Source organism: uncultured Treponema sp., from assembly GCF_946187725.1.
Lineage (GTDB): Bacteria > Spirochaetota > Spirochaetia > Treponematales > Treponemataceae > Treponema_D.
Map to the genome: position 1 here is coordinate 1 of NZ_CAMHSK010000054.1, position 12,601 is coordinate 12,601.

Below are 12,601 nucleotides of genomic sequence, written 5' to 3' on the forward strand. Positions count from 1 at the left end.
TGAATTTGTCTTTAAAAACCCAGAATCACTTACTAATTGAGAATATAAATTTAACCGTAAACGAAAGTGATAAAATAATTCTCACAGGCATAAATGGTATTGGAAAAACAACTTTTTTAAAAGCCTTAATGGGATTCATTGCCACAGACAGTGAAATTTATGCTGAATTTCAAGACGGAGAGTATTTATTTTGTGGTGAAAAAAAGTTATCAAATCTAAATCAAAAGATTATTTATATTGAACAAGAGGATTTCATACAACGACCATTTGCAAAAGTTGAAAGAGCATTGTTGGATGGAATTCAAGATAATATAGCTGATAAAAAACAATATCTCAAACAATGGCTTGAAAAATATCAACCTTTGACAAATGATGATATTAAGAAAAAACTCTTGAAAAAACGAATTTTCTCGTTAAGCGGTGGTGAAAAAAAGTTTATTGCAATATTACAGGGGTTATTGCGTTGTGATTTATCAAACATAAAATTAGTTCTTATTGATGAACCTGTAAACAATCTCGATGCTAAACATATTGTTCTGCTTTCTAATCTAATAAATAGAATTCAAGAATCAAACCCAAAACTTGCATGGATTATCATTTCTCACTGTCATGTCTTTACAAATGTCTCAAAAGCCTATGAAATTCGCAACAAACAATTGCAAGAAGTAGAATACCAATCTCACAATTGTTTTGGAGCGTGCGATAGCGGTGGATATTATTAGCTATCCCTTGTTTTTTTTTACAGCATTGCTAGATAATTGCCATATGCAATGCTATTTCCAAGCCACCATGCAATCAAGAAACAAGCTCGTGCCTGTACTTTTAGCTTTTGCTTGTAGAACTGCATTCCAGAATAGTTAAAGTTGTCTGCATAGATTTTTTGATTTTCTTTTAAATCTGTACAGTTTTTAACTATATTTCTGTTAAACCAGCGCCAAACATCAGCATAAGTCGAAAGCTCAACCGAACTATTAAATTGATTAAAGGGGGTCATAAATAGTACCTCTTTTTTGAGGATTAAATTTATTAGTTTTTATATCAATATTCTGTAATGACTCCCAGATACTATTATACTTTAGATTCAATAAATTGACAAATGCTCACACAAAACCTTAATCTTCTTCTTCATCATCATCTTCTTCTTCCAAATCAGAAATCCTGTTATCCAGCTCCGATACCCAATCATCAGTTTCTTTGATGCTGTTTTTCAGTTCCTTATAATTTGACTTTACTCGCTGCTCCAGTTCATTCAGCCTTTGGTTTATTTTTTTTATGCTATCGTTCATGCGATTCTGGAACTGTTCGGTAAGCAAGATATTTATCGCCTCTTTGAGATTGTCTGCGCGCGGTGTTTTGAGGATGTCGATTATGGCGAGGATGTTTTCGGAAGTCTGAGTCTTTGAGTCCAGTTTTATTGAACCGGAATAAGCGTACTTCTTTGCGGCATCAATTTCTTCTATTAATTCGTTGATTTTCAAGTCCGTTTCTTCACGATTCTTTTGAATTACATCAAGCCTCAGTTCATTTCGCTGAGATTCGAACTGGGTGTAGTATTGCTTTTCATAATAATCACAATCTTTCTGCCACCGCTCGTACTTGATTCTCCACTCATCTTTGCCAAAAATCCAAGGTTTTATGGGTTCTGGACCTGCATTCTGGAGAATATAATTCTGCTTGTGTGCCATATCGAACTCAAACAAGGAACTTCCGCTCAGTCCAAGCAGGTATTCTTTTCGTTCTTTTTCCTTTTTAAGGCTAAGTTCAAGCTCATCAATTTTTCTCTGTTTTTCGAGAAGTTCTTCAAGTTCAGCGATAAGTTTTTCTTTGTCCTGCATGCTGCACCCCCTTGTTTGGGATTCATACTAACACGGGTGATATGTCATACGATGATATATCAGTATAAAAATGAACAGTTTTCCCACAAATCACAAGATAGAATTCCCACCAAAACTGTGCTATAATCGCCCTTATGGGAATATACTTAAATCCAGACAATGACGCTTTCCGTAATTTTGTGGCAACGAATGAATATGTTGACAAAACTCTGCTCATCGAAAAACTCAATCTCCTTCTCAATAACCCTGCCCGGGATTTTGTCTGCGTGAGCCGTCCCCGCCGTTTCGGAAAGTCACTTGCTGAAAATATGATTTCAGCCTACTACTCAAAAGGTGCCGACTCAAAAGAGCTTTTCGCCCCCTTCAAGATTTCCAAAAAAAAGACCTTTGCAACTTATCTCAATAAATTCAATGTAATTAAGATTGACTTGTATGCTATGTTCTCGGACTGGCAGGCTCATTTTTCAGAAGAGGCTGCTACAAAAAACTCGTTCTCAGAATCTTTTGAAGCTTCTGAGAAAAAGAAACAAGAGCCTTTTATACTTTCAATCAGCAGACTTATTTGCTCGGAATTCAGGGAGCAGTTTTCTGATATAGAATTTCCAAAAAGCGGTTCTCTCGCAAGCTTTATCCAGCAGGTTTACGCACAAAAGAAAGAGACTTTCATAATCATCATCGATGAATACGATGTTATGGTTCGAGCTCAGGTTCCAGACGAAGAATTTGAGCTTTACCTTGCCTTCCTCAACTCTCTTTTCAAGAATGAAACCCTCCGTCCTGCAATCTCGCTTGCTTATATCACGGGAATTTTGCCTGTTGTGCGCGAGAAAATTCAGTCTAAGCTCAACACTTTCCACGAATACACCATGCTTGATGCGGAAAATCTCGATGAATTCGTCGGCTTCACAACTCCGGAAGTCAAAAAACTATGCAAAAAATACAAGTGCAGCTTCGATGACTGCAAGAGCTGGTACGACGGCTATCATCTTGGTGAATATGAGATTTACAATCCTCAGGCTGTTTTCAATGCGGTCACAAGCGGTAAGTTCAAGTCATACTGGAGTGCAACTTCCTCTTATGAAGTGGTCGCCGAAAAACTACGCATGAATTTTGACGGCACGAAAGACGCTGTAATCAAAATGCTCGGTGGCGGGCGGGTTCTGGTTGAAGTCGGAAAATACCGCAACTATATGACGACCTTCTACAGCAAGGATGATGTTTTCACTTATCTGATTCATCTGGGCTATCTTGCCTACGATGAGGAAGAGCAGGAATGCTACATTCCCAACAGGGAAATTTATCTTGAATGGCAAAAAGCAATCAGTGACGAGGCCGACTACGCCGAGACAAACAAAATAATAAACGCTTCCCGTGAGCTTCTTGAAGAAACCTTCGCCGGAAACGAAAAAGCCGTTGCCGAGGCTTTGGATAAATCTCATATCCATGTCACGAGCAACATGAGCTACAACAACGAAAAGTCCCTGCAGAGTGCGATTTACCTCGCTTATCTGTATGCGATAAACCACTATCTGATTACAAAAGAAATGCCTGCGGGGAAAGGTTATGCCGACATCGTTTATGTTCCGCTCAAAAAAGACAAGCCAGCAATGATTATCGAGCTAAAGCGTAATTCCTGCCCGGAGACTGCGCTCAACCAGATTCGCCAGAAGCAATATTTTGATTCCCTTGAGAACTGGCAGGGTGAGATTCTCTTTGTTGGCGTGAACTATGATGAAGAAACCAAAGTCCACGAATGCAAGATTGAACGGTTCATAAAGTAAATTCCTATTTTCCGCAAGTTTGTTCTGTGAGTCACTTCCATTGGATATATTCTTTCATGGTGAATATATCTAACAGAGGCTGACATGTCGTAAAATCAGGTAACAGTTCTCCTAAAAAATCATGCATAAAATGAAAACAGTGGAAATTCAAAAAAAGGTCGCAAATCGCTCAGAAAACAGAAGATGATATAATTAGTCGAAAAAGTAAAATTAACGCGTTTACGGCCTTTCTCGTGCGTGTATTTAATACTAACATTTTTTCTAATATTACTAATATAATCACTAATATTAATTAGTGTTTTACTAACTAGTTTTATTACAATTTTACTAATAAACTTTCTAATATTCATTATAAAATCAATAACAAATATTACTTTTATTAGTTGCTTTATTAGTGATTTCATAATATAATTTATTAGAAAAAAAAGTTTATGATTTTGAGGGGAAATATGAAACGCATAACAATTGCAATTCAGAAGGGTGGTGTCGGAAAGACAACTATCAGCGTGTCTTTGGCCGCCGAACTTGCAAAAACAAAAAAGGTATTACTGATTGACGCAGACCCGCAGGGCAACTCAACCAGCTGTCTTCTTGAAAGCTTTGACTATGAGCTTGCCGATGTCCTTAACGGAAATGTAACCTACGACCAGGCAATCAAGCCTACTCCGGTCGAAAACCTGTTTATAATCCCGACGGTCGCGATTGACGAAAAGAGTAACAATTCTCTTAAACTATACCGCCAGAATCAGGCAGCGCGGGAACCATTCATTTTCGTCGAGCTTACGGAAGAGCTTTCAAAACTCGACTTCGACTACTGCATCTTCGACACATCGCCAAACTTCGACCTCTTCGAAGAGAATATCATGAAAGCAACCGACGAGGCCGTTCCTGTCGTAAAGGCGGACGGATTCTCTCAGGATGGTCTTGAAATTTTCCGAAACAACCTCAAGGATTTCAAAAAACGCCAGCACTCACAGAACCCGGAACTGAAAACAATCGTACTCAACGAAGTCAACCATTCTTACAAGCTCGCGAACGGAATCATAGAGGCACTCAAATCATCAGAGCTCAATATCGTCGAAATCCCGCAGGACCAGAACTTCAAGATGTCGCAAATCCTTCGAAAGACAATCCAGCAGCAGGGCGCAAAAACAGAGACGCTCAAAGCATTCACAAAACTGGCAGATTTAGTAAAGTAGGGGAGGGGAGAAAATGCCATTAGCAACAAAAACAACACCAACAGTCAATTCAAATTTACCGGACGAACTCAAAAATCAAATCATCAACAATGTCAAAAAAGACGATGATTTTAGTCAAACTGTTACCTCTACGACGGCAACAGAAGAAACTCCGAAATCAACTGCAAAAAGCAAATATGCGGATTCCGTCAATCTCCGCCTCACATCAGGGAAGCGCAACGAATTCAAGAAATTCTTCACCGAATGCGAAATCTCCATGAATCAGGGCTTTGAAATGGCAGTCGATTACATCCTCAGAGAATCAAAAGCAGGCAGAATCGTCGTATCAAAAAGCGGAATCACAAAGACGGAGGAAATGTAATAGTTTAAGAGAACTGTTACCTCTAAAATCATGGGAAGAAAAAAAATTTCAGATGTTACCAATGAAACAAGTCTCGTTCCGCTTGATAACACCGTCGAAGAACTTTTCGAGCTCGACAGCACGCGCGAAAAGAAAAAGCAGATAGCGTACCTGCCAAGCTTCTTTACGACCGCATCTTTGCCTTTCAAGAACATGCACAAGACGGTATTCGTGAGAAAAGGCAGCCAGGGACTAACCCTTACGCTCACATCCCCAAAAAATGTTCCGTTCGGAAAGTACGGCCGGCTTCTTCTTTCTGTCCTCACGACTCATGCCGTAATCTCAAAGAATACAGAAGGCCCGGTCCTGATAGAATATGCGTCTTTGTCCGACCTTTTGAAGGAACTTCAGCTTCCAAAACAGCGTGGAAAAGACATCCGTGAGCAGATTGAATGTTTCGCAAACGCCTCATTCTCATTTGATCAGCGGGTAGAAGAGTTGCAGTCAGCCTATTTGTTCAAGGATTTGTACGCTGACGGTGATTATCCCAAAAAAGATGTCATGGTCAGGACAGTCACAACAGGTAACATCCGTTTTACGACCGGCGTTCAATACAAGGAAATTGAGTCCGAAGTAAAAGAAACGATGGTCGGCAGGTTCAAGATAATCCTTTCTGACGAATTCACGGCTTTCTGCCAGAAGCATGCGGTTCCTATTGATTATGAAGTCTACAAGGAAATCGGAAGTCCAATCGGAAAAGACCTTTACGCATGGCTCGTTTACCGAAACAATGCGAATTTTGATCAGGTTTTTATTCCAAGAAATCGACTTGTGGAGCAGTTTATCCCTGTCGAAGAAGGAAAGAATCCGAATCTTGTTAATGTCAACTACGCAAGGATTGTGGAACTTCTAAAGGAAATAAAAGAAAAATACTACAAAGATGTAAAATTCGAAATCAATAAGGATGGCAGTGGAATAACCTTATTTAAAAGCCCGACTCCTGTTTTGAAGAAGGATCCACGCTATGCCCTTATTACAGCTGATATCTAAAGGTAACAGTTCTACTAAAGAAAGCTGGTAACAGAAGTCTTAAAGAATAAGGAGTTTTCCACATTTCAACGGCTTCTATTATTAGTTTTCTAAAATTTATTTGATATTATTAGTATATATAGAAGATTTAAGAGAATTGGTACTTTTTTTAGGAGTTTTGTTACCAAAGGATTTTATGATGTATTTTTCTTCTATTATATAATGCAAAAAGGTGATAGTACAGAATTTAGGAAAAGTGTTACCGATTCTGGGGTTTTTAACAGCCAGAATGTTGATTTTTTTAGCAGTTCTGTGACTTTTGTTTAAGAGAATTGTTACCCAATAAAACGGTGATTTGATTTTTAGGAGATTTGTTACCTTTTACTGATTTTCTATTTTGCCTGTCAAAAAAGGGCTGTCTCTAATAAGCTCAATGAATATAATCACATAGCTTATTAGGTAGCCCCTTTTTTCTCTTATTCAGTCGATTCTACCGAATAAGTCTTTGTGTTTTCGTTGAAATTGAATGTGTATGAGCCGGCGTTTGCTGCCTTGAAAGAAATATTTGAGCCGAATGATACGAGTGCGATTCCTTCGCCAGAGGTTGAGCCTGCTCCCCAGTTGGTATTCCACTTTGTATCGAATATTTGAATTTGTGGTATAATATAAAATAGGAACTTTATAATGCAAGACGAACTCATAATCTACAAAACCGACGACGGAAAGGCTTTGTCATGGATGATGAGCGTCTTAAGAACCCGGACGGCTGGGAAGAAAATATAGAAAAGAGCATTAAAAGTAAAAGGTAAAAGATTTCTGTTTGCGGTGGAAGCTTCTGCCCAAATATAAAACTCCCCCTCACATTCTTCCCAACTTCTGCTATACTATCCCTGTGAAAATTCTTCTCGTTTCTGTAAATGCAAGTTACATGCATACAAACATCGCTATCCGTGATTTGAAAAACTATGCGGATAAGTATTTTGAAAATGCCGACGCGCGGCCTGAGATTGAGGTAGCGGAGTTTACGATTAACCAGCCTGTTGGCGAAGTGCTCAGGGGAATCGCTTTTTCGGGGGCGGATTGGATTCAGTTCTCTACTTACATCTGGAATGCTGAATATGTGGCAAAACTTCTTCCTGAAATCAAGAAAGTGCTGCCGGACTGCATTCTTGGAGCGGGCGGACCTGAATTCGGCTACGGTGCGAAAAAATATCTTTCTTCCATTTCTGACCTTGATTTTGTCGTGTTTGGTGAGGGCGAGTTGACTTTCTGTGACATGATTGAAAAAAGCGGCGGGGAGGCAAGAAGCATTCTTTCACAATTGAAGGACGTCAAAGGCATTTATTTCAGAAACGTACGAAATGAAGTGGAGTTCAGCGGGAACCGTGCCTTTATCGAGGACTTGGACGACATTCCTTTTCCTTATCCAGAAATCCTGTCTGGCAAGGCTGATTCTGACCACAAAATCTATTATTACGAGTCGAGCAGGGGATGTCCTTTCAGCTGCGCGTATTGCCTTTCTTCCGTGGAAAAGCGCGTGAGATTTAAGAGCCTTGAGCGTACCTGCCAGGAGCTTCAGATTTTCCTCGACAACAACATAAAGCTCGTGAAATTCGTTGACCGCACATACAACCTTGATGAAGAGCGTTACATCGGAATCTGGGAATACATTCTTGCTCACCACAACGGAAAGACCATGTTCCACTTTGAGATTGAGGCGGAATATCTTTCAGAAAAGGCACTGAACTTTCTTCAAAAAGTGCCAGCGGGTGTGATGCAGTTTGAGATGGGCGTTCAGTCCGCAAACAAAAAGACTCTCGCTACCATAAATCGCTCAACGAACACCGAAGACCTGGCCGCAAAAATCAAACGGATTCCGCGGACAATCCATCAGCATCTGGATTTAATCGCAGGTCTTCCTTACGAGGATTTGGAAAGTTTCGGGCAAAGCTTTGATTTTGTAATGGCTCTAAGGCCAGACGCGCTACAACTTGGCTTCCTTAAAATCCTGAACGGCACGGTCATGGAAAAATACGCAAGCGACAACGGCTGGAAATGGATGGAAACTCCTGTCTATGAGACTTTTTCGACTCCGTACCTTAGTTTTTCCGACATCGCTTTCCTCAAAGACATTGAGACTGTCACTGACGCTTACTGGAACAAGGGAACTTTTGCGCGCACGATGAGCTATATTTTCAGGCTCACAAGTCCGTGGTCTTTTTTGTGCTCTCTGGTCGAATATGGCAGGAATCAGAACGCATTCTCTCAGGCACGAAAAGAATCCTACTGGTTCGAGCTTATCAACGCATTTATTATAGAAGAAAACAATCTTTCCGGTACAAAGCTGGACAAAAATCTGATTTACGATCTTCTTCGTTATGATTTTGTCCGCGCCGGCAAAAAAGGCAATTTCCCCGCATGGTACAAGCACAATTACAGCAAGGAAAATCACAGGAAACTTCTCGACGAACACGGAATGCTCGAAAACTCACGGATCGGCTTTTCGATTTCAGAGTACGAAGAATTTGATTATGATGTCACTTCCGAAAAGCCGGAAGAGCGAAAGTGGCGAACGGAGATGCTGATTAGGTATAAGTAGAGTAGCGAAGATTGTTTTTAATAAACATATTTTTTTGTGATTTTAAATGCGCCCATGGTTGGCAACTCGTCTGCGCGGAAATAAAAATCGACGGTATAAGTTGAAAGATGGAGAAAATAGCATCCTTCCCCAATCCCAAGAAATCTGCTAAACTCGCCTAAATGGCTTTTCTTGATTCTACGCTCAAATCAGATCCGGCTCTTCTTCTGCTCAGAACGCCTTCATCTCTTTTTGTGATTCCTTTTTTGTATGGCCAGTTCCGTAAGAATAATCTTGCGACGATTCCGTCTGAGGATCTGGAGACGAATCTTTCCGTCTTTTTGCAGGAAAATATTGAGGCTCAGAAAGTTTTAGGGAAGGAGCTTGATTCAGAAAACACAGCTGACAATCTCAAAGAAAATGCCGATTACAAAGTGCGTGCCAGAAGATACATCTCCCTCTGGTGCTCGGAAGAAAAAGAATATATCCGCCGCTATTACAATTCCCAGAATATTCCGGTGGTGGAACTGACTCCCAGCCTTGAACGACTCTTTTCCTTTCTTGAGGAAATTGAGCCGAAAAAATTCGTAGGAACGGAATCCCGCTTCAGGACAATTCTTTTTCAGCTTCGGGAGCTTTACCAGAACATCAACGAAGACCCTGAGACTAGAATTGCCCAGCTCAAAAAGCAGCGCCGGCAAATTGACGACGAAATCAAGCAGATTCAGGAAACTGGAATCGTAAAGACTTATACGGAAGTTCAGGTTCAGGAGCGGATTGAAGAAATTGTCCGCAATTCACGAAGTCTTCTTGCTGAATTCCGTCAGGTTGAAGAGAATTTCCGCGTAATCCTGCAGGAAATCTACAAAAAGCAGAGCGAGATTGAGGCGACAAAAGGAAGCATACTGGGATACACGCTCGACACTGATTCGAAAATGCGGCAGTCAGCGCAGGGGCAGTCTTTCTCGTCTTTCTGGTCCTTTATTGCCCAGGATAAGGACAACGAAATCGCATCTCTTTCACGTTCAATCACACAGTCAGTCAAAACCGATGCCAACGATTTTCTTCTATATTTAAAGCGGAATCTTTACAACTCCGGGCAGAAAATCATCGAGCAGAACAGAATCCTTACCGAACGGCTCAACAGAATCTTGAGGCAGGAAAACGCAAGCGAGAGGCAGCAGATAAAAGAACTGACCACAGAGATAAAAGGCCTCATGCGCAGCTATCTGGAAAAATATGGAGATGAAAAGTCTCAGCTTTCTGAATCTGCAATGACCGTTCAAACCAGGCCTGCGACCTTCTTTCCGCAGGCACGAAAGCCCGTTCTCCCGGAGAAAAACAGCGAGTTCAAGGAAATCTCTTCTTTCGACACGAACGCCACCGACTTTTCGGACTTCACGGAGCTTTTCAACCAGTTCTACATCGACGAAAAAGAATTGTACGCCAATATCGAATCTTTCAGGGCAAAAAATGGAGCGGGGCAGTTTACGCTAAAAGATTTGCTGGCCTCTTTCCCGATTCAGAAAGGACTTTCCGAGCTTGTGGCATATTACGCAATCGCGAACAAAGAAAAATATATATCCGTGGACACGGAAAAACAAGACGAGATTTCATACCAAAAAGATGACAGGACGGTGACTGTAAAAGTGCCGAGGATGGTATTCCTATGATTCAAAACCAAAAAAGCCCGGTCTGGGCAAGCGTATGCGTAAAACTTCTTCAGGGTCCGCTTTACCGTCAGTCGAACAACGATCCTGCATGGTCACTTCTTTGCGCCTGGCAGGGTGAAATCGACCGTTATTTCGGAGTAATCGGACTGCATGTATTTGTTGATCAGGCTGACGGCTACGCATTTTTGGAGCAAAGGGAACTTGGCGAAGAAGAAGATTCAATTCCAAAACTGATTACAGAGAGGCCGCTCACAGTCCAAGACTCCCTTTTGTGCGTGCTTTTCCGAGAGGCCCTTGACCAGTTTGACACATCCCAGAATCAGTCCGAAAATCTCCTCCTCACAACGAGCGACATCAAAGACCGGCTGGACACCTTCTTCCCCGAAAAAAAGGACCAGACCAGAGTTTTCCGCCGCCTCGACGAGTCCTTGAACCGCCTGAGAGACCTGTCTTTTATCCGCGAAATTGAAAGCAGCAATACTTTTGACCGCACATTTGAAATCCGCCGCATAATCAAGGCAAAAATCGACGCAGATTTCATCACAGCCTTCCGCGACAAGCTGAAAGCGATTCTCGAAGAAGACGAGGGCGAGAGGTATGATTTGTAAAGTAAGGTAGGAAAAAAAAGATGAATGAGAAAGGAAATATAAGTGATGTATAAAAATATTTGACTTTTCATGAATCTTTCATGAATCTTTCCACTCCTTTTTGTATTTTTGTGATATAATAAAAAATGATAATAATATGAAAGAACAAAATACTTTAATTGATGAGTTTGATGAAGATTTAAAAATAGATTCTTCTGTCCAGCCAAAAAAGAACCTTTATCCTATAGAAGCCTTAAAAGTTGAAAAGGCTTTTTATTCTGTTTTTGAGTTAAAACGAAAATTCGATAAAAGCCTTATTAAGCTGGATGCAGATTTTCAGCGCGATGAGGTTTGGAATTCAAGACAGAAAATTGAACTTATTGAAAGTATATTAATGGGGCTTCCACTTCCAATCTTTTATTTTAATAGAGATAAAGACGGTGTTCTTGTTGTTGTAGATGGCAGACAGCGTTTGGGTGCAATGTTTGATTATATGAATGATAAGTTTGCGCTCAAAGATTTAAATGTTCTTTCTTCTGATTTTGAAAAGAAGTTTTCTGATTTGGAGCAACTTTACCAGTCGAAAATTGAAGATTATCAATTACAGGCTTATGAAATCATGCCTGAAACTCCAGAAAGCGTAATTTTTAATATTTTTGACAGAGTAAACAGGGGCGGAACAAAACTTAACAAGCAGGAAATTAGAAACGCTCTTTATCAAGGAAAGGCTACTGTATTGCTAAAAGAATATGTCAAATCCGATTTATTTCTTACGGCAACTGGAAAAGGTTTGTTAAACGATAACAGACAAAAGGCACATTATATTATTCTAAGATTCATAGCCTTTTATTTGTTAAAAAAAGGGGGCTTAAAAGATTCTTTGGGTAAGTTGTATTTATACAAAGATATTGATGAGCTTTTGTCTATAGCCATGCAAAATATAAATGAAATGACTGAGGGAAAATACAATTCCTTAAAAAATTCAATAACTTTGGCTTTTCATAATTGTGTTAGGTATACAGATGAAGAAGTTTTCAGACTAAATCAAAATGGCAAGAAATCTCCAATAAACATGAATGTTTTTGAAACGGTAATGTATATAATGGCCTTTTTGCCAGAAACTTTAAATACTGAAAAAGTTAGTACAAAGATTGAAGCCTTGAAGCACTCTTTTGAATTTATTGATAATATAGGAAATCATCGTGACAGCGAATTGAAAGTAAAACAGCGCTTTGCTATGGCAGATAAAATTATTGAGGAGCTTAAGAATGATTAAAAGTATCAAAATACATGCCTTGAAGAGTATAAAAGATTTAAGTATTAATTGTTCTAACTTTACAGTTCTGGTGGGTACAAACTCTTCTGGTAAATCAACGATTTTACAAGCTTTGTTATTAACTGCACAAAATGCAATTCGTCATTATTTGTACGGCTTAAATGGTCCTTTAGTAAATTTAGGAACATTTTCAGAAATATATAGTAACTTTTGTTCAAAATTGGATGCAAAAATAAAGGTTAGTGTAGACAATGAAAACATTGAATCGGAAGTGGAAATTAAAGAAGGTTCAAATAGTGTATT

General features: G+C 39.8%; 13 protein-coding genes. 10 read left to right on the top strand and 3 right to left on the bottom strand.

The window, feature by feature from the left end; all coding sequences use genetic code 11:
* On the top strand, positions 1–722 hold a 722-nt coding region (locus Q0Q74_RS13190; protein WP_294431581.1), incomplete at its 5' end, for an ATP-binding cassette domain-containing protein.
* A 17-nt stretch (positions 723–739) separates the two neighbouring features.
* Here Q0Q74_RS13190 and Q0Q74_RS13195 read toward each other — a convergent pair.
* Complete coding sequence (locus Q0Q74_RS13195; RefSeq protein ID WP_294431582.1) at positions 740–994, bottom strand: hypothetical protein; 255 nt, start codon at positions 992–994, stop codon at positions 740–742.
* A 118-nt stretch (positions 995–1,112) separates the two neighbouring features.
* Positions 1,113–1,835, bottom strand: a complete 723-nt coding sequence (locus Q0Q74_RS13200) for a hypothetical protein (RefSeq protein WP_294431583.1) — start codon at positions 1,833–1,835, stop codon at positions 1,113–1,115.
* A gap of 134 nt (positions 1,836–1,969) precedes the next feature.
* Here Q0Q74_RS13200 and Q0Q74_RS13205 point away from each other — a divergent pair, with 134 nt between their 5' ends.
* The 4 genes from Q0Q74_RS13205 to Q0Q74_RS13220 all read left to right on the top strand — a co-directional run bounded on the left by Q0Q74_RS13205 (position 1,970) and on the right by Q0Q74_RS13220 (position 6,205).
* The gene (locus Q0Q74_RS13205; protein ID WP_294431584.1) at positions 1,970–3,616 is read left to right on the top strand and encodes an AAA family ATPase; all 1,647 of its coding nucleotides are present in this window, start codon (positions 1,970–1,972) and stop codon (positions 3,614–3,616) included.
* A 449-nt stretch (positions 3,617–4,065) separates the two neighbouring features.
* On the top strand, positions 4,066–4,815 hold the full coding sequence (locus Q0Q74_RS13210; RefSeq protein ID WP_294431585.1) for a ParA family protein: 750 nt from the start codon (positions 4,066–4,068) through the stop codon (positions 4,813–4,815).
* A gap of 13 nt (positions 4,816–4,828) precedes the next feature.
* Positions 4,829–5,176 (top strand): hypothetical protein, encoded by a 348-nt coding sequence (locus tag Q0Q74_RS13215; protein ID WP_294431586.1) that lies wholly within the window; start codon positions 4,829–4,831, stop codon positions 5,174–5,176.
* Positions 5,177–5,206: 30 nt separating this feature from the next.
* A complete protein-coding gene (locus Q0Q74_RS13220) occupies positions 5,207–6,205 on the top strand; it encodes a replication protein RepA (protein ID WP_294431588.1) in 999 nt (332 codons plus the stop codon).
* Positions 6,206–6,660: 455 nt separating this feature from the next.
* On the opposite strand, the gene Q0Q74_RS13225 is transcribed toward Q0Q74_RS13220, so the two are convergent.
* Positions 6,661–6,885 (bottom strand): hypothetical protein, encoded by a 225-nt coding sequence (locus Q0Q74_RS13225; protein WP_294431589.1) that lies wholly within the window; start codon positions 6,883–6,885, stop codon positions 6,661–6,663.
* A gap of 191 nt (positions 6,886–7,076) precedes the next feature.
* Here Q0Q74_RS13225 and Q0Q74_RS13230 point away from each other — a divergent pair, with 191 nt between their 5' ends.
* The 5 genes from Q0Q74_RS13230 to Q0Q74_RS13250 form a co-directional block, all read left to right on the top strand.
* A complete protein-coding gene (locus Q0Q74_RS13230; protein ID WP_294431590.1) occupies positions 7,077–8,783 on the top strand; it encodes a DUF4080 domain-containing protein in 1,707 nt (568 codons plus the stop codon).
* A 161-nt stretch (positions 8,784–8,944) separates the two neighbouring features.
* Entirely contained in the window at positions 8,945–10,435 is a 1,491-nt protein-coding gene (locus Q0Q74_RS13235) for a DUF3375 family protein (protein WP_294431591.1), read from the top strand.
* Positions 10,432–11,043 carry a DUF4194 domain-containing protein gene (locus Q0Q74_RS13240; protein WP_294431592.1) on the top strand — a complete coding sequence of 204 codons (612 nt, stop codon included), beginning with the start codon at positions 10,432–10,434 and terminating at the stop codon, positions 11,041–11,043. The genes Q0Q74_RS13235 and Q0Q74_RS13240 overlap by 4 nt, the downstream gene beginning before the upstream one ends.
* A gap of 136 nt (positions 11,044–11,179) precedes the next feature.
* Complete coding sequence (locus tag Q0Q74_RS13245; protein ID WP_294431593.1) at positions 11,180–12,298, top strand: DUF262 domain-containing protein; 1,119 nt, start codon at positions 11,180–11,182, stop codon at positions 12,296–12,298.
* Positions 12,291–12,601, top strand: a 311-nt coding sequence (locus Q0Q74_RS13250; protein ID WP_294431594.1) for an AAA family ATPase, incomplete at its 3' end; no start/stop codon positions are given. The genes Q0Q74_RS13245 and Q0Q74_RS13250, both read left to right, overlap by 8 nt.